Source organism: Arthrobacter sp. Y3221157 (assembly GCF_059089865.1).
Genome location: NZ_JBNHFD010000091.1, coordinates 1 through 16,282, shown reverse-complemented (window position 1 = coordinate 16,282; position 16,282 = coordinate 1). Strand labels below are relative to the sequence as shown.

The window sequence follows — 16,282 nt, the reverse complement described above, 5'->3', positions numbered from 1 at the left end:
GATCAGGACGGCGTCCGGGGTGGCGGCGGGCAGATCGGCGCCCCCTGTTTCACGCTTGAGCTCGTAGCCCAGGCAGCCCAGCCAGCCCAGCGTGAACTGTCCGGGGTAGCCCTCCGGCGCGCGGACCGCGCGGCGGCCCCACACCGTGTCCAGCCAGCGGAAGAATTGCCCGGTGACCCTGACGGTTGCGGAACCGGCGCTGATCAGGCTTTCACCGGACCGGTGGCTTACCGACTGCCCGAACGTCCCGCCGTCGTCCGCCATGATGCTGAAACGGCTGCGCTCCGCGGCGGTTCGCGCGGACACCTCGTCCGTGCCCGTCCCACCGCTGCCCGCTGAGGCTGCCGTTCCGGCGTTGGAGGAGTCCAGCCAGACCGCATTGGGTGAGCCGCCGTACAGGGAACGGAACAGCGCCGCGGAATCAGGACGCTCTTGCAGCCGTTCCGACCGGAGGCGGAGCCCGCGGCGGGCGGACAGTTCGGGTGCTAGGACGGGAGCCAGCGCCGGAAGGTAGGGGAGGAGCCGCAGGACGTCAACGACGGCGGAGCCGTCCGCCAGGTTCTGGACGCGCACGTCGGCACGCGCCGGGACGTCATCTCCGGCCAGCCATTCGTCTTCCTGCGCTGCCCACTGGTCCCAATAGGGTTCATAGGTTGCGCCGTCGCGGTCCAGGGCCCTGGTCCGGCGGACGTCGTCAGGGGATTCAGCCCAGATCACGGCGTCCAGGAGCGGCCGGGCACCTGCCGCGGCGGCACCCACGCCCTCGACGATGACGATCTCGGCGGGGAGGGTGACCCGGGGCTCGCCGTCGTAATGGTTTTCCCAGTCCCAGGCCACCCACGTTGCCGCCTCACCCCTGTGCAACGGGGTGAGGACGGTGTCGACGTACCGCTCCACGCCGGCGGCCAGGCCGTTCCAGCCCGGGTAGATGTCCTCGAGATGGAACAGCGAGACCTTGTGGTGGGCGCGCAGGCGGGCAGCCAGTTCGACGGCGAGAGTGGTCTTCCCAGCGCCCGAGCGCCCGTCGATGGCGATGATGACGGGGGCTGGGCTCATGGAGTAGAGCGTACCTTTATCCTTGCCGGGCTTTCATCCGCGGGTCCTTCTTGTTAAATCATGAAAGTCCTGCCGCGGCGCCTAACGATCTGTGCGCGCATGGCGAAGAGCCTGATTGAGAGCGGTTCTCAATTGCAGGAATGGCCGGTGGGCCGTCAGCTTCCCTGCCGCTGCAGCTGCGCGTCCGAGGAGACGGCCGCCTTGACGTGCTCCACGATCCCCGGAAGGGCGGCCTGGATCTGGTGCCAGACCGCATCGAAGTCCGCATGCCCGCCGTACCAGGGGTCCTCGATGCCCTGGTCCAGCAGGTCTTTGCCGGCCATTGCGGGATCGAAGCTTCGGAGCATGCGGATCTTGCCCAGCGACTCCTGGTCCGGCGCCGCCTCGCTCAGCCAGGCGTAGTGGTCGATATCGAGCGCCAGGATGAGGTCCCGTTCACGGAACCATTCCGGGAGCCACTCCCGCGCGATGTGCAGCTCGGACGCCAATTGCGTGGCTGCGAGCCTCCGTGCGGCCCGCGGATCAATGGGGCGCCCGGCCTCATAGCCCGTGGTGCCCGCCGAGTCCACCGCCACCAATCCGTCCAGCCCTTCGCGCTCAAACGCGGCCCTCAGCATAAGTTCCGCCATGGGTGAGCGGCAGATGTTGCCGGTGCAGACGGCGATGACGCGGTATGGGCTCGACGCTGAGTTCATGATGCTAAGCATGCGCGCTTTCCGGCCGCATGGCTAGCGGGTGGTACATAAAAATTGACGGGTTTGTAAAGATGCATGACGAACCCCTTGCAGGGGTATGTAGTGAGGTTGGGTGCTCCGCGGGACCGCGGGTCAGTGAGCCCGGGAATCAGTGAATCAGGGCAAGGAGGATCCCGACGGCCACAAACAGCACGCCGAACACCTTACTGAGGACCAGCTGTCCCCGGGGAGTCTGGGTGAAGCGCTGGAAAGACCTGGCTGCCGCGGCGAAGAAGAACCACATCACCAGGATGTCGATCGCGACGATGGTGGCGGTCAGCACGGCGTACTGCGTCCACAAGGGCTGTTCGGGCCGGATGAACTGGGGAGTGAAGGCGAGGAAGAAGACGATGGCCTTCGGGTTCAGCAGGTTCACCCAGAACCCGCGCCGAAAGATCGAGAAGGCGGGCTCGTTCCGGAGCGCCGCCGTCTGCTCCTCTTTGAGGCTCGGCTTGCTGAGGAACTGCCGGACGCCCAGGTAGATGAGGTAGGCGGCGCCCGCGTAGCGGATCACATTGAAGGCCACCGGCGAGCTCGCAACCAGCACGCCGACGCCGAGTGCCACGATCACCACGTGCACCACCAGTGCCGCCTGCTGCCCGAGGATTCCCCAGATGGACCGCCGGAAGCCGGCGTTCAACGAGTTGCTCATGGTGTTGATGGCTCCGGCGCCGGGGGTGAAGCTGATCAGGGCGCCGGCGCCGGCCAGGGCCAGCCAAAGGGAAAATTGCACCTGTCAATCCTACGCGGCAGAGGGCCGGCGACGGGGGGTCACCACAGGGTGGCTACGGGACCGTACGTCTGGATGGACAACGTAGGCCTACGCCCGGGCGATGACCTCGCCGTTGGGGATCAGGAACCAGCCGTCGTCGGTCGAGCCCCAGCGGTGCCAGCCGGCGGAGATCCGTGCCAGGTCCGCGGGATTGGCGAAGCCGTACTCCAGCGCCTGTTCGGCGAAGGCTGAGTGCAGTACACGCTCGCCCCAGACGCGGGCCTGCCAGCGGCGTTGCTGTCCGGTGGCGTACAGCCAGTTGCTGCTGGAGGGGGCCACGTCCGTGAACCCCGCCGACTGTGCCCAGCTGACCAGGCGCCGCCCGGCGTCGGGCTCTGCCCCGTTGCGGCGCGCGATGCGCTGGTACAGCTCCATCCACTCGTCCAGTTCAGGAATGGCGGGATACCAGCTCATGCCGTGGAAATCGGCGTCGCGCACGGCGACGATGCCGCCCGGTTTGGCCACGCGGCGCATTTCCCGGAGGGCCTCCACGGGGTCGGTGAGGTGCTGCAGTACCTGGTGGGCATGGACGACGTCGAACGTCTCGTCCTCGAACTCGAGGTCGTAGATGTTGCCGGCCACGAATTCCACGTTGGGCACCTGACGTTCGACGGCGAGCGCCTGGGCCTGCACGATGATGTCCGGTGAGCGGTCCAGGCCGGTGACCTTTCCGGGCGAGACGAGGGCCGCGAAATCACAGGTGATGGTGCCCGGTCCGCAGCCGACGTCGAGCAGGTCCGAGCCGGGGGTCAGGTGGGGCAGGACAAAGGCGGCGGAATTCTCGGCGGTCCTGGCGGCGTGGGCGCGGACCACCGATTCGTGGTGGCCGTGCGTGTAGACGTCTTCTTCGGGCTGCTGGGCACTCATAACCAAACGCTACCCCTCACGCCTCGGCGCGGAAGGATTTCGCCGGCCTAATCCGCCGAGGATTCTTCGCGCGCCGCCACAGTGGCTTCCACCATTGCGGTCATGAACCGCGAGACGGTTTCCAGATCCTCCTCCGAGAACTCCGCCATGGCACTGCCCATTCGACGCGAAAGGGGCGCGAAAATGGCGCCGCCCTCCTGGAAGGCCTTGGGTGTCATCTTCAGCTGCACCTGCCGCCGGTCGGAACTGTTGCGCTCGCGGACCACGTGGCCGGAGCTGTCCAGCCTGTCAATCAGCGCCGTGGTGGCGGGGGAGCTGAGGTGCAGCTCCTTGCGGAGGAGTCCCGGTGTCACCGGATTCCCCTTGGCCGTGTGGCGCATGATCACGGCCAGGGCATTCAGGTCCGTCCTGTGCATGTCCTTCCTGCCGCCGGCTGTGTCCACGTACCGGTTGGCCTCCAGGGTGAATTCCTGCAGGAGCCGGACGAGGGGGTGCGGGCCGCCATTCTGCCCAGGGGATGCCGGAGGGTGCGGCGTGTCCGCGGGCCCGCTTGCCGCCATGGCCGCCTCCTCATCCTTCTGGTGGGCAGTACCGCCGGGTGTGCCCGGCCGTACTGACGGATACTACTTCAGCCTGCCCTCCGTGCCTTCATGGCGATCGCTAAGAAAAACCTTGATGATCACTTATCTCTACCATGGAGATAGTCTACTCTGGAACTAATGCTCGTGTCCTATACGTCCGGAAGGCATCATGAAACACAAAACCGAAAGCAGGGAGCGCGTGCCGTTCTGGCTGCGCTGGCTGGCCCCCGTCATCCTGGTGCTCACGTGGCTGGTGCTCGCCGGCGTGGGCGGCCCCACCTTCGGCCGCCTGGAGGAAGTGTCCTCCAATGACCAGGCGTCCTTCCTTCCGGCAAGTGCGGAGGCCACTGCCGCCCAGGACTGGCAGGCCAAGTTCCGGGACTCGGACGAGGTGCCGGGCGTCATCGTCATCGAAAGCGATGCCCCGTTCACTCCCTCCCAGCTGGGTGAAGTGGCCGCGCTGCGGGCGGACCTGGAAGAGCTGAAGCTGGGCAGCGCGGTGATTGGGCCTATTCCGTCCGAGGACGGCAAAGCGGTCCAGTTCATTGCGCCCATCAGCGAGTCCGAGGTGGAAGTGCAGGAGGCCGTGAAGGAGCTCCGGGACGCGGTGGCTGAAGCTGCGCCCGAGGGCATGCGCACGTTCGTGACCGGGCCCGCCGGCCTCGCGGCCGACCTGGTGGCCGCTTTCGCCGGGATTGACGGCATCCTCCTGCTGGTGGCGCTGGCCGCAGTGTTCGTCATCCTGCTGGTGGTGTACCGCTCGCTGCTCCTGCCCTTCATGGTGCTCCTGACCTCGGTGTTCGCGCTGTGTGCCGCCATCCTGCTGGTCTTCGGCATGGCCAAGGCAGGCTGGATCCAGCTGAACGGCCAGAGCCAGGGGATCCTCTCCATCCTGGTGATCGGCGCGGCCACCGACTACGCCCTGCTCTACGTGGCACGCTTCCGTGAGGCACTGACCCACACCACCAACCGGACGTCCGCGGCGCTGACGGCCTGGCGGACCTCGTTTGAGCCCATCCTGGCGTCCGGCGCCACGGTCATCATCGCCCTGCTCTGCCTGCTCTTCTCGGACCTCAACTCCAACAAGGCGCTGGGGCCTGTGGCAGCGGCAGGCATCATCTGCTCGCTGTTCGCCGCACTCACGCTGCTGCCCGCCCTGATGGCGCTCCTGGGCCGTGCCGCTTTCTGGCCGTTCCGTCCCAAGCCCGCCCCCGCTGGCGAGCGCGAGCCCGAGCTGGTCACGGGGCTGGAAGGCCAGAAAGGGTTGTGGCGGGCCACCGGCGCACTGGTGCAGCGGCGTCCTCGGACCGTCTGGATCGCGTCCGTCCTGCTGCTGGCCGCAGCCTCCGCCGGCGTCCTCCAGCTCAAGGCCAACGGCGTCCCGCAGACGGACGTCATCCTCACCACCTCCAATGCGGTGGACGGCCAGGACGCGCTGGCCCGCCACTTCGACGCGGGCAGCGGCAGCCCCGCCGTCGTGGTTGCGGACGAAGGCAAGGCACAGGAAGTGCTGGACGCGGTGAAAGCGGCCGACGGCGTGGGGGAGGCCTACCTGCTGGCTGAAGGCAGCGTACCGATCACCGGCGCCCCCGGGGCTCCCAGCGAGCCCGACGTCCGCGAGGGCAAGGTGCTGATCAACGCCACGCTTAACTCCGCGGCCGACTCCCTCGAGGCCGAAGAAGCCGTCAAGGCCCTCCGAGTGGACGTCAAGGCGGTGGACCCCGGTGCCCTGGTGGGCGGCGTCACCGCCACCGCGCTGGACACCAACACCACAGCCCAGCGTGACCTGGTGATCATCATCCCGGTGGTCCTGGTGGTGATCCTCTTTATCCTGATGCTGCTGCTGAGGTCCGTGCTCGCGCCGGTCCTGCTGGTGCTCTCCGTGGTGCTCTCCTACGCCGCGGCCATGGGCGTGTCCGCGCTGGTGTTCAACAACATCCTGGGCTTCCCGGGTGCCGACGCCACCGTGCCGCTGTTCGGCTTCGTGTTCCTGGTTGCCCTGGGTGTGGATTACAACATCTTCCTGATGAGCCGGGTCCGGGAGGAGTCCCTGAAGCACGGCACCCGCCCCGGCATCCTCCGCGGCCTGGGCGTGACCGGCGGCGTGATCACCTCCGCCGGCGTGGTGCTCGCCGCCACGTTCGCGGCGCTGGGCGTCATTCCCATCATGTTCCTGGTGCAGCTGGCCTTCATTGTGGCGTTCGGCGTCCTGCTGGATACGGTGCTGGTGCGCTCGCTGTTGGTACCCGCGCTGGCTTACGACATCGGCCCCAAAATCTGGTGGCCCGGCAAGCTCTCCCGGCCGGGTGGCGACCCTGCTGCGCTGCGTGACCGCGAACCCGGCGTCGAGCCGGAGGTGGAAGAAGTAGCCAGCCGCTGAGCTGCAATTCTGCTGGCGCCACCGGTCCACGGTGGCGCCAGCAGCCTTTTCGAGGGGCGGGGGGCTGCACTTGGCGCCCTGTCGGCTGGCTGTGCTGCTCGATAGACTGCCAGTGCGCGTGCATGGACGCGAAACTCAAAGGAGAGATGCCCCATGACTGAAATTCCCGCAGAGCGGTCGCGTAAAGGCAGCACGGAGCCGGGGCTGGAAGGTGAAGGCGGCCAGTACGGGGAGGGCGACGCCGAGAACCCCGCCGAGGACTTCCGGAACGAGGATGCCGTCCGTGATGGCCTGACTGACGGGCAGGTCATGTCCACCAATGACGAGCGCGGCCCGCTGCACGGCGATCCGGACGCGGAGCGGTAACCGCTCCCGGCAGCGCCAGGGTCAGCCGGCCAGCCCGAGCTGGGCGGCGAAGGCCGCCGTGTCGTAATACTCGCGGCAGGACTTGATGAGCCCGGTGTCGGATAGTTCGCAAACGGCAGCGAAGGGCGCCTCGTAGGACTTGCCGGTCGGCGGCACTTCTCCCGCAGCCGTTTGCATCGGCCCGGTGAAGGTGCCTTTGGTTGCGCCTTCCAGGACCACCACGTTGCCTTGCTCTGTTACCGACCGCACCTCGAACACCATGTCAGGGAAGGCGGTGAAGAGTGTCTCCGCCATCGCCTTCAGAGCCGGCCGGCCATGAAGGGCGTCCGGGAGATCTGGTGTCATGTACGTCGCGTCCTCTGTGAACATTGCGGCCCAGCCGCCAGGATCACGGCTTCCCACGGTGCTGATGAAGGTCCGCGCAAGTCCCTGGCCATAACCGGCGAATTCATCCATGGCAGCCATGATGCGGGCATTGACGGCTCCCGTCGATAACAGGATTCTGTTATTGGGGCTTCTGGCGGATTGAGGCAGGAAGATGGACCAGCGGGCGGCGGGCAGGGTAAGGCGCGACCTGGGCGAACTGGTTGATGCCGCCCTCCACGCCGCGGCCTTCTGCGCCGCTGCCGGACCGCTCGTTGCGCAGGCGGTGCCCTCGGCGGCAGGCGCAGCGGCGACGCCCACCTGGTACTCCCTGGACCCCCGCTCGCTGCTGATCAACGGCGTGTACGGGCCCGACTGCACGCTGGACGGTGCCGCCCAGATGCGCTGGGAATATCTCGACGACGATGTGAACAAGTCGGTTGAGGTTGCACGGAACCCGGCCGGCGTCCAGACCCTCGCCGACGTTACCGGCGGGAACCCCTGGCGCAGTGCGATCTACCGCGACTACATGCGGGACCACGATCTTGAGCAGGAGATGGTGGTGGCCCTGCGGGACGATGCTGGCCGGGTCTGGGCGACGGTGCGTCTTAACAGGCCGGCCGCCATGCCTGCCTTTGACGAGTCAGACCGGCAGTTCATGCGTTCGGTTGCGCCATTGCTGGCAGAGGGGGTCAGGCGGGGCCTGCTCGCCGGTCCCACCTCCGCCGCGCCCAGCCCCGGCTCGCCCGGGCTGGTGATCGTTGACCCGGCAGGCCTTCCGATTGCCGTGAGCGCAACTGCGCGGGAATGGCTGGCACTGTTTCCTGACGGTCCCTCGTCCGCGGGCGGCCTGCCGCTGCCCATTCACGCCGTCTCGTTCGCGACGCGGGCCGGGGGCAGCACGGCGGGGCCGCTCCATCTCCGGCTGGCCAACGGGCGATGGGCTGCCTTGTACGGCGTCGAGGCGGAGCTGGCGCAGCCCGGTTCTGCAGGTGTCATCATCGGACCGGCTGATCATGCGCACCTGGCCCCTTTGACCGCTGCGATTTTCGGACTGACCCCGCGTGAGCTGCAGGTCGCGGAGCTTGTTGTGCGAGGGCATGCCACCCAGCGGATGGCCCACTTGCTGGGCATTTCGCCCTACACCGCACAGGAACACCTGCGGCACATCTTCGGCAAGGTGGGTGTCGCGAGCCGCGGGGAACTCGTTGCTGCCCTTTTCCTTGAGTAAGCAAAGTTGAGCGTAGTCGACTCAACTCTGCTTGACATCATCGGAGCCCTGAGTAAGGTTGAGTGCAGAACGCTCAATTAGCGGGCGCCAGCAAGTTTCCAAGGAAAGAAGGAAGCAACACAATGTCACGTGCAGTAGGTATCGACCTCGGAACCACCAACTCCGTCGTCTCCGTTCTCGAAGGTGGCGAGCCCACCGTTATTGCCAACGCCGAGGGTGGCCGCACCACGCCGTCCGTGGTTGCATTCTCCAAGTCCGGCGAAGTCCTGGTTGGCGAAATCGCAAAGCGCCAGGCGGTCAACAACATCGAACGCACCATCTCGTCGGTCAAGCGCCACATGGGCACCGACTGGACCAAGGCGATCGATGAGAAGAAGTACACGCCGCAGGAAATCTCCGCGCGTATCCTCATGAAGCTGAAGAACGACGCCGAGTCCTACCTGGGCGAAAAGGTCACCGACGCTGTGATCACCGTTCCCGCCTACTTCAACGACGCCGAGCGCCAGGCCACCAAGGAAGCCGGCGAAATCGCCGGCCTCAACGTCCTGCGCATCGTCAACGAGCCCACCGCCGCGGCCCTCGCCTACGGCCTGGACAAGGGCAAGGAAGACGAACTCATCCTGGTCTTCGACCTCGGTGGCGGTACGTTTGACGTCTCCCTGCTGGAAGTCGGCAAGGACGAAGACAACTTCTCCACCATCCAGGTCCGCGCCACCGCCGGCGACAACCGCCTCGGCGGCGACGACTGGGACCAGCGCGTGGTTGACTACCTGCTGAACCAGCTCAAGGTCAAGGGCATCGACCTCTCCAAGGACAAGATCGCCCTGCAGCGCCTCCGCGAAGCTGCCGAGCAGGCCAAGAAGGAACTGTCCTCCTCCACCAGCACCAACGTCTCCCTCCAGTACCTGTCCGTCACCCCCGACGGCCCGGTCCACCTGGATGAGCAGCTGACCCGCGCCAAGTTCCAGGACCTCACCAAGGACCTGCTGGAGCGCACCAAGAAGCCGTTCCACGACGTCATCAAGGAAGCCGGCATAAAGCTGACCGACATCAACCACATCGTGCTGGTCGGTGGCTCCACCCGTATGCCGGCTGTCTACGAACTGGTCAAGGAACTGGCGGGCGGCAAGGAACCGAACAAGGGTGTCAACCCGGACGAGGTCGTGGCCGTTGGTGCAGCCCTGCAGGCCGGTGTGCTGAAGGGTGAGCGCAAGGACGTCCTCCTGATCGACGTCACCCCGCTGTCCCTCGGCATCGAAACCAAGGGTGGCGTGATGACGCACCTGATCGAGCGCAACACCGCCATCCCCACCAAGCGGTCCGAGACCTTCACCACGGCAGACGACAACCAGCCGTCCGTGGCCATCCAGGTCTTCCAGGGCGAGCGTGAGTTCACCCGCGACAACAAGCCGCTGGGCACCTTCGAACTGACCGGCATCGCCCCAGCACCGCGCGGCATCCCGCAGATCGAGGTCACCTTCGACATCGACGCGAACGGCATCGTCCACGTCTCCGCGAAGGACAAGGGCACCGGCAAGGAACAGTCCATGACCATCACCGGCGGCACCGCGCTCTCCAAGGAAGACATCGACCGCATGGTCCGTGACGCCGAGGAGCACGCAGCCGAGGACAAGGCCCGCCGCGAGGCCACCGACACCCGCAACACGGCCGAGCAGCTCGCCTACTCCGTGGACAAGCTCATCGCCGACAACGCGGACAAGCTCCCGGAAGAGGTCAAGACCGAGGTCCAGACCGACGTCGACGACCTCAAGAAGGCCCTCGAAGGCACCGACGATGCCGCTGTGAAGGCTGCGTTCGAGAAGCTGCAGGCTTCCCAGACCAAGCTCGGCGAGGCCATCTACTCCCAGGCCGGTTCGCCCAACGGCGCCACCGGTGCCGCAGGAGCAGCAGGTCCGGAAGGGTCCAAGGCCGACGAGGACATCGTCGACGCCGAGATCATCGACGAAGACGAAGCGAAGAAGTAAACCATGCCGCACCACGGTAACGAGGAAGAGCACAACTCATCCGCGGGCCAGCAGGGCGGCGCCTCCGAACCGGTCATCCGGGACAACCGCAAGGTTGACCCGGTGACCGGCCAGGCACGGCACCCCGAGGGCAGCCAGTCCGCCCCCGAAGCCGGCGCCCAGGATTCCGACGGCGACGCACTGGCCCAGGCGGAGGAAATCCTCAACGGCATTGAGGTGCCCGCCGAGGAATCCGTGGCCCAGGGGGTTTCGGCAGGCTCAGCCGGCAACGCGGAGGCGGTCGAACTGAAGAACGACCTCCTCCGCCTGCAGGCCGAGTATGTCAACTACCGCAAGCGCGTGGAACGCGACCGCGCCGTGGCAGGGGAGATGGCCGTCATCGGCGTCCTGAACTCCCTGCTTCCGGTCCTGGACGACGTCGACGCCGCGCGGCAGCACGGAGACCTGACCGACGGTCCCTTCGCCGCGATCGCCACGAAGCTGGAGAACGCGCTGAAGACCTACGGCCTGGTCCGCATCGACGAAACCGGCGTGGAGTTCGACCCCACCATCCACGAGGCCCTGATCCAGCAGCCCGGCGAGGACATCGAGGTTGACACCGTCAGCCAGGTGCTCCGGTCTGGCTACAAGTCAGGAGAACGCGTCCTCCGCGCAGCCCAGGTCATCGTCGCGGTCCCGGCGTAGTCGGGGTACTTCCGGCGCTACGCCGGGACCGCGCCGAACGGATAAGGGGCCCTCGGCCAGATCCTTACGTGCCACTCCCGGGCCCCCTCATCCGTCCGTCGCTCAGCGTTCGTCTCGCCTAAGGTGGGAGCAAGCGAAGCGCAGCTGGATAGGGGGCCGCGGCGTGGCGGGCACCGCGGAGCGGGCACGGCCCCCTATCCAGCGGAGCGTTGCCCGGCCGCGCACGTAGGTTTGAACAAGAAAGGAAACGCCATTGGCTAGCCAGGATTGGGTGGACAAGGACTTTTATAAGATCCTTGGTGTTGCCAAGGACGCTTCCGACGCCGATATCAAGAAGGCTTACCGGAAGCTGGCCCGAGAGCACCACCCTGATACCAACTCGGGGAACACCGCTTCCGAGAAGAAGTTCAAGGACATCTCCGAGGCGTACTCGGTGCTGTCCGATCCCGAGGAACGCCAGCAGTATGACGCCATCCGTGCCATGGGTGGCGGTGCCCGGTTTGCTCCGGGCAGCGCCGGCGCGGGCAACGGCGGGTTTGAGGACCTGTTCGGCGGCCTCTTCACCGGCAACACGGGACGGCATGCGGGCGGGTTCAACCCCTCCGCCGGCGGGATTCCGCCCGAGTTCGCCGACCTTTTTGGTGGCGGCTTCGGCCAGACCGGCTTCCAGCGGACCCCGCAGAAGGGCGCGGACCGTACCGCCTCCACCAGCATTTCCTTCGCCGGTTCCATCCGCGGCACCACCATCGGCCTGCGGGAACCCGGCGGTGAAGTGATCGACGTCCGGGTTCCGGCCGGTATCAAGGACGGCCAGAAGGTGCGCGTGCGCGGCAAGGGCCAGCCCGGTGCCGCCGGCAACGGCGACCTGGTGGTGTCCGTCTCGGTCCAGCCGCACCCGTTTTACACGCGCGACGGCGACAACCTGCGGATCCACGTCCCCGTCACCTTCCCGGAAGCTGCGCTTGGCGCCGACATCGAGGTGCCCACCATCGACGGCGACAAGGTGCGGGTCCGTGTTCCGGCCGGGACGCCGTCGGGCCGTACCCTGCGGGTGAAGGGCAAAGGCGTGAAGACCTCGAAGGTGACCGGCGACCTGCTGGTGACCATCGACGTCGCGGTACCGAAGAACCTGAATAAGGAAGCCGAAGCCGCGGTCAAGGCCTTTGCCGACGCCACAGCCGGTGCGGACGTCCGCGAGGGCCTGGCCGCCAAGGCCCGGCTCTAGCAGCGGAGGTGTTCGGTGGACATCAATGCGGACCAGCCCATCTTCGTGATTTCGGTGGCGGCCGAGCTGGCGGATATGCACCCGCAGACCCTGCGGCAGTACGACCGGCTGGGCATCGTCAAGCCCAGCCGCGCGCCGGGGAAGTCCCGCCGGTACTCGCAGCGGGACGTCAACATGCTGCGGGAGGTGCAGCGGCTGTCCCAGGAAGGCGTTTCGCTGGAGGGGATCAAGCGCATCCTGGAGCTCGAAAACCAGGTAGCCGCCCTGCAACGGCGCGTCTCTGAACTGACTGAGGAACTGGGCCGCCGGCCGCAGCCGTTCGACTCCCGCATTTTCGCCGCCGGCGCCGCCGGGGACGTGGTGACCCTGGCACGCGGCCAGCGCCCCAGGCCCAGGTCGCAGGCCGTGGTGCTGTGGCGGCCGCGGGCCATCGGACAGTAGATAAGTACTAGGCTGCAGACCCGGGCCGAAATTCGAGTACCCACTACTCGTGCCCCGTCCGCCCCCGGAAACTTCAATAGAACCACCGCTGGATCAGCAGTGGTTCCTAAGTTTCTGGGGGTTTTTGATGTGTGGTTCTCAGCTTAAGGCCCGGCCGTGAGCCCGGGGATGGAGTCGGTGGCCGCGTTCAGCGGCTCGGTTCCCGGCCAGGTCCTGCTGGCCGTCGGGCAGACCATCGTGGTGGTATGCGTGTGCTTCGACATGGTGCGCGCCCTGTCGGTTCCGCGGTCGCACCGGCGGTACGTCGCCAGCACCGTGTTCCGGACCCTGGCCGTCCCGTCCATCATCGCCAACGGCCTCACCGTGCTGATCGCCCTGGTGGTGGCGTCCTGGGTGGACGTGGTCATGGGCATGTTCGTGCTGGTGGCCATCATCTTCCGGCTGCACCATGACAAGGACGAGGACAACTGGTGGAAGGGCAAGGGCAAGAAGCTGGCCCGCTGGGCCCGCCGGCAGTTGGCCGGCCGCACCTCCACCGCCCCGGCCATGGGGTAGCGGCATCACCCAAAAGCCCGGGAGCCCCGCACACCGGGTGGCATGCGGGGCTCCCGTCTCCAACGCTTCCTAGCCGTTGATGACCTGGGGAACGCCGAGGTGCTTGAGGCCTTCGACGCCGAATTCGAGGCCGTAGCCGGACTGCTTGGCGCCGCCGAAGGGGATGCGGGGGTCCACCGCGCCATGCCGGTTGATCCACACGGTGCCGGCCTGGATCCGGGTGGCCACCTCGCGGGCAGCATTGAGGTCTGAGGACCAGACCGAGGCGCCGAGGCCCACGTCGAGGGCGTTGGCCTTTTCCACTGCTTCATCAATGGTGCTGTAGCGGATGATCGGAAGGGCGGGGCCGAACTGTTCCTCGGCCACGAGCGGGTTGTCGTTGTCGATGTCCGCCACCAGGGTGGTGGGGTAGAAGTAGCCGGGCTGGTTGGGGTCCGGGTTGCCGCCCAGGAGGACGCGTGCTCCGGAAGCCTTGGCTGCCTCCACAAGGTTCGCGACGACGTCGTACTGTGCCTTGTTCTGCAGCGGGCCCAGGACGTTGTTCTCGTCCAGCCCGTTGCCCATGGGCATGGCCTTGGCCACGCTGGTGAGTTCCCCGCAGACGGCGTCGTAGATGTCGTCGTGGACGTAGAGGCGCTTGAGGGCGGCGCAGGTCTGCCCGGTGTTCAGGAACGCGCCCCAGAAGATGTCCTCGGCGATGGCCTTGGGATCGGCGTCGGGCAGGACGATGCCGGCGTCGTTGCCGCCGAGTTCCAGGGTGAGGCGCTTGACCGTGTCCGCGGAGGATTTAATGATGGCGCGGCCGGCGGCGGTGGAACCGGTGAACATGATTTTGCCGATGGCGGGGTGGTCGGTCAGCCGGGCGCCGACTTCGCGGCCGCAGGAGACCACGGAGAGGATTCCTTCGGGGAGTTCCTCGTTGAGGACTTTGACCAGGGCCAGGACGGAGAGCGGGGTGTTGCCGGACGGTTTGACGACGACGGTGTTGCCCATGCGCAGGGCGGGGGCGATCTGCCAGATGGCGATCATCATGGGCCAGTTCCAGGGGCCGATGGCCGCGACGACGCCGATGGGCTTGTAGTGCAGTTCGGCGCGGGTCTCGCCGTCGTCCACGATGGTTTCCGGTTCCAGCGGCAGGCCGGCGGTGGCGCGGAGCCAGGCCACGCAGGCGCCCACTTCGAAGCGTGCGTTGGGCCCGTTGAGGGGTTTGCCCTGCTCGCGGGAGAGCAGCTGGGCGAGTTCCTCGGCGGAGCGTTCGACGGCGTCGGCTGCTTTCAGGAGCGCGGCGGACCTTGCCTCGTGGCCCAGCGCCGCCCATGCTGGCTGCGTCTCGACGGCGGTGGCGACGGCCTGCTCCAGGAACTCGAGGTCATGGATGGGGGCCTCGCCCACGGCTTCGCCCGTGGCGGGGTTCAGGATGGTCCGGCTGGGACCGGACGTGGGCGTGATGGACGCCAGGAGCGCATCGTAGGTTTCCAAGGGATACTCCACTTCGAGTAGGCAAGGACGCCAGCCGGGCGGCGTAGCGGGCTACCCCCAGTGTGGGTTACCGGCCCGGCTCCGCTCTTGTCTTTTCGCGCAGAACCCTTGGCTTGGGAGGAACGGGTTGCGTTTGTTGGCTCTTCTTCAACGTCCGTTTGGTGTGAGGAGGCGCTCCACGCTTGGCCAGCCAGAAGTGCCAGGTTGGACTTTAGGAGTTTCTTGAGGGCATGTCAGAAAAGCCGAACTGCGTCAGAATCTGACACCTTTCAGCTACTGTCTGACGTCAGGTTGGGGTGTGCTTCAACCTGCACGCTGTAACAAGGGGTCTACTTGCAGTTGCTGCAATCGCATTCAGGTGAATTGCAGCTACGTGAGCGGCAGCGCCTATGATGCCCGCGTCGTTCCTTAGTTTGGCCGGCACAATCGGCCCTCGTGGTGCTGCTGACGATGCGCGAGACTGCGTTCCGGCCGCTCCTCGGTTCGGTCCCGGTGGTGTCAACGCGCAGCGAAGCCGCGGCATTGGTGGAGGGACAGGACGCTGATGAGCGTATTGACACTGTAACCATGCTGCTCACCCCAGCCACCCCCTCCCAGGAGCGGGTGGACGCTCACTGGTTCTCTTCCCAGTCCTTGCCTTAGCCGAACAGGGCTGAGGCTTCGTCGTAGCGCTTCTGCGGCACGGTCTTCAGCTGGCCCAGGGCGTCCTGGAAGCCTACGTGCTCGATGTCCGTTCCCTTCAGGGCCACCATCGTGCCCCAGAAGCCTTCCACCACTGAGTCGATGGCGGCCATGCCGAGGCGGGTGGCCAGGACCCGGTCGAAGGCGGAGGGGACGCCGCCGCGCTGGATGTGGCCGAGGATGGTGGCGCGGGTTTCGATGCCGGTCAGGGCTTCAAGCTCGGGGGCCAGCTGGTCGGCGATGCCGCCCAGGCGGGGACGGCCGAACGTGTCCAGGCCACGTTCGGAGTGCGGGGTTTCCATGTGCTCCGGAACAAACCCTTCGGCCACCACCACCAGCGGCGCACGGCCGCGGGCGTGGGCTTCCTTCACCCACTGGGTAATCTGCTCGATGCTGACCTTCTGCTCCGGGATGAGGATGGCGTGCGCACCGGCGGCCATGCCGGCATGCAGCGCGATCCAGCCCACGTGCCGGCCCATCACCTCGGCGATCATGCAGCGGTGGTGGGATTCGCCGGTGGTGCGGAGCCGGTCGATGGCTTCGGTGGCGATTTGTACGGCGGTGTCGAAACCGAAGGTGTAGTCGGTGGCGTCAAGGTCGTTGTCCACCGTCTTGGGGACGCCGACGATCTTCAGCCCGGCGTCGGTGAGGCGCTTGGCGGCGGCCAGGGTTCCCTCACCGCCGATGGCGATGATGGCATCGATGCCCAGGCGGTCCATGTGGGCCTTGATGACCTCGGGGCCGCCCCCGTTCTCGAACGGGTTGGTACGGGAGGTGCCGAGGACGGTGCCGCCCTGCTTGGCGATGCCACGGACCATGGTGCGGGGGATGTCAATGATGTCGCCCTCCACCACGCCGCGCCAGCCGTCGAGGAATCCGACG

17 protein-coding genes are annotated in these 16,282 nt (G+C 66.8%); 9 read left to right on the top strand and 8 right to left on the bottom strand.

Features of this window, described 5'->3' with window-relative positions:
* The 5 genes from AC5RTT_RS17340 to AC5RTT_RS17320 form a co-directional block, all read right to left on the bottom strand.
* Positions 1 to 1,056: nucleoside/nucleotide kinase family protein (locus AC5RTT_RS17340; protein WP_494146231.1), on the bottom strand; the 1,056-nt coding region annotated here is incomplete at its 3' end.
* 155 nt (positions 1,057 to 1,211) lie between these two features.
* Entirely contained in the window at positions 1,212 to 1,751 is a 540-nt protein-coding gene (locus tag AC5RTT_RS17335) for a low molecular weight protein-tyrosine-phosphatase (protein WP_494104262.1), read from the bottom strand.
* Positions 1,752 to 1,899: 148 nt separating this feature from the next.
* Entirely contained in the window at positions 1,900 to 2,523 is a 624-nt protein-coding gene (locus AC5RTT_RS17330) for a LysE family transporter (protein ID WP_494146230.1), read from the bottom strand.
* 87 nt (positions 2,524 to 2,610) lie between these two features.
* Positions 2,611 to 3,429, bottom strand: a complete 819-nt coding sequence (locus AC5RTT_RS17325) for a methyltransferase domain-containing protein (protein ID WP_494146229.1) — start codon at positions 3,427 to 3,429, stop codon at positions 2,611 to 2,613.
* Between the two features lie 47 nt (positions 3,430 to 3,476).
* Positions 3,477 to 3,989: a MarR family winged helix-turn-helix transcriptional regulator gene (locus AC5RTT_RS17320; RefSeq protein WP_494146228.1), complete on the bottom strand. Its 513-nt coding sequence runs from the start codon at positions 3,987 to 3,989 to the stop codon at positions 3,477 to 3,479.
* A gap of 190 nt (positions 3,990 to 4,179) precedes the next feature.
* Between AC5RTT_RS17320 and AC5RTT_RS17315 the strand changes: the two genes are divergently transcribed.
* The gene (locus AC5RTT_RS17315; protein WP_494146227.1) at positions 4,180 to 6,390 is read left to right on the top strand and encodes an MMPL family transporter; all 2,211 of its coding nucleotides are present in this window, start codon (positions 4,180 to 4,182) and stop codon (positions 6,388 to 6,390) included.
* A gap of 153 nt (positions 6,391 to 6,543) precedes the next feature.
* Positions 6,544 to 6,756: a hypothetical protein gene (locus tag AC5RTT_RS17310; RefSeq protein ID WP_494146226.1), complete on the top strand. Its 213-nt coding sequence runs from the start codon at positions 6,544 to 6,546 to the stop codon at positions 6,754 to 6,756.
* A gap of 21 nt (positions 6,757 to 6,777) precedes the next feature.
* On the opposite strand, the gene AC5RTT_RS17305 is transcribed toward AC5RTT_RS17310, so the two are convergent.
* Complete coding sequence (locus AC5RTT_RS17305) at positions 6,778 to 7,212, bottom strand: nuclear transport factor 2 family protein (RefSeq protein WP_494146225.1); 435 nt, start codon at positions 7,210 to 7,212, stop codon at positions 6,778 to 6,780.
* An 82-nt stretch (positions 7,213 to 7,294) separates the two neighbouring features.
* Between AC5RTT_RS17305 and AC5RTT_RS17300 the strand changes: the two genes are divergently transcribed.
* The 6 genes from AC5RTT_RS17300 (at position 7,295) to AC5RTT_RS17275 (ending at position 13,240) form a co-directional block, all read left to right on the top strand.
* Complete coding sequence (locus AC5RTT_RS17300; protein WP_494146224.1) at positions 7,295 to 8,350, top strand: helix-turn-helix transcriptional regulator; 1,056 nt, start codon at positions 7,295 to 7,297, stop codon at positions 8,348 to 8,350.
* A 122-nt stretch (positions 8,351 to 8,472) separates the two neighbouring features.
* On the top strand, positions 8,473 to 10,335 hold the full coding sequence (dnaK, locus tag AC5RTT_RS17295) for a molecular chaperone DnaK (protein ID WP_494146223.1): 1,863 nt from the start codon (positions 8,473 to 8,475) through the stop codon (positions 10,333 to 10,335).
* 3 nt (positions 10,336 to 10,338) lie between these two features.
* Positions 10,339 to 11,019, top strand: coding sequence for a nucleotide exchange factor GrpE (locus tag AC5RTT_RS17290; protein WP_494146222.1), 681 nt, complete (start codon positions 10,339 to 10,341; stop codon positions 11,017 to 11,019).
* 253 nt (positions 11,020 to 11,272) lie between these two features.
* Positions 11,273 to 12,244: a DnaJ C-terminal domain-containing protein gene (locus AC5RTT_RS17285; RefSeq protein WP_494146221.1), complete on the top strand. Its 972-nt coding sequence runs from the start codon at positions 11,273 to 11,275 to the stop codon at positions 12,242 to 12,244.
* Positions 12,245 to 12,259: 15 nt separating this feature from the next.
* Entirely contained in the window at positions 12,260 to 12,685 is a 426-nt protein-coding gene (locus tag AC5RTT_RS17280) for a heat shock protein transcriptional repressor HspR (protein ID WP_494009823.1), read from the top strand.
* Positions 12,686 to 12,853: 168 nt separating this feature from the next.
* A complete protein-coding gene (locus AC5RTT_RS17275) occupies positions 12,854 to 13,240 on the top strand; it encodes a hypothetical protein (protein ID WP_494053095.1) in 387 nt (128 codons plus the stop codon).
* Between the two features lie 69 nt (positions 13,241 to 13,309).
* Here the strand turns inward: AC5RTT_RS17275 and AC5RTT_RS17270 are convergent, their stop codons facing one another.
* Complete coding sequence (locus tag AC5RTT_RS17270) at positions 13,310 to 14,719, bottom strand: aldehyde dehydrogenase family protein (protein ID WP_494146220.1); 1,410 nt, start codon at positions 14,717 to 14,719, stop codon at positions 13,310 to 13,312.
* 435 nt (positions 14,720 to 15,154) lie between these two features.
* Between AC5RTT_RS17270 and AC5RTT_RS17265 the strand changes: the two genes are divergently transcribed.
* Complete coding sequence (locus AC5RTT_RS17265) at positions 15,155 to 15,361, top strand: hypothetical protein (protein WP_494146219.1); 207 nt, start codon at positions 15,155 to 15,157, stop codon at positions 15,359 to 15,361.
* Here AC5RTT_RS17265 and AC5RTT_RS17260 read toward each other — a convergent pair.
* The coding region (locus AC5RTT_RS17260) for an ATP-dependent 6-phosphofructokinase (protein WP_494146218.1) at positions 15,358 to 16,282 on the bottom strand (925 nt) is incomplete at its 5' end. The two genes, AC5RTT_RS17265 and AC5RTT_RS17260, sit on opposite strands and share 4 nt — an antisense overlap.

Bases quoted from the DNA above. Each gene is read 5' to 3' on its own strand.
- AC5RTT_RS17335 (WP_494104262.1), bottom strand. From the start codon at position 1,751: ATGAACTCAGCGTCGAGCCCATACCGCGTCATCGCCGTCTGCACCGGC.
- AC5RTT_RS17325 (WP_494146229.1), bottom strand. From the start codon at position 3,429: ATGAGTGCCCAGCAGCCCGAAGAAGACGTCTACACGCACGGCCACCAC.
- AC5RTT_RS17320 (WP_494146228.1), bottom strand. From the start codon at position 3,989: ATGGCGGCAAGCGGGCCCGCGGACACGCCGCACCCTCCGGCATCCCCT.
- AC5RTT_RS17315 (WP_494146227.1), top strand. From the start codon at position 4,180: ATGAAACACAAAACCGAAAGCAGGGAGCGCGTGCCGTTCTGGCTGCGC.
- AC5RTT_RS17310 (WP_494146226.1), top strand. From the start codon at position 6,544: ATGACTGAAATTCCCGCAGAGCGGTCGCGTAAAGGCAGCACGGAGCCG.
- AC5RTT_RS17305 (WP_494146225.1), bottom strand. From the start codon at position 7,212: ATGGATGAATTCGCCGGTTATGGCCAGGGACTTGCGCGGACCTTCATC.
- AC5RTT_RS17300 (WP_494146224.1), top strand. From the start codon at position 7,295: ATGGACCAGCGGGCGGCGGGCAGGGTAAGGCGCGACCTGGGCGAACTG.
- dnaK (WP_494146223.1), top strand. From the start codon at position 8,473: ATGTCACGTGCAGTAGGTATCGACCTCGGAACCACCAACTCCGTCGTC.
- AC5RTT_RS17290 (WP_494146222.1), top strand. From the start codon at position 10,339: ATGCCGCACCACGGTAACGAGGAAGAGCACAACTCATCCGCGGGCCAG.
- AC5RTT_RS17275 (WP_494053095.1), top strand. From the start codon at position 12,854: ATGGAGTCGGTGGCCGCGTTCAGCGGCTCGGTTCCCGGCCAGGTCCTG.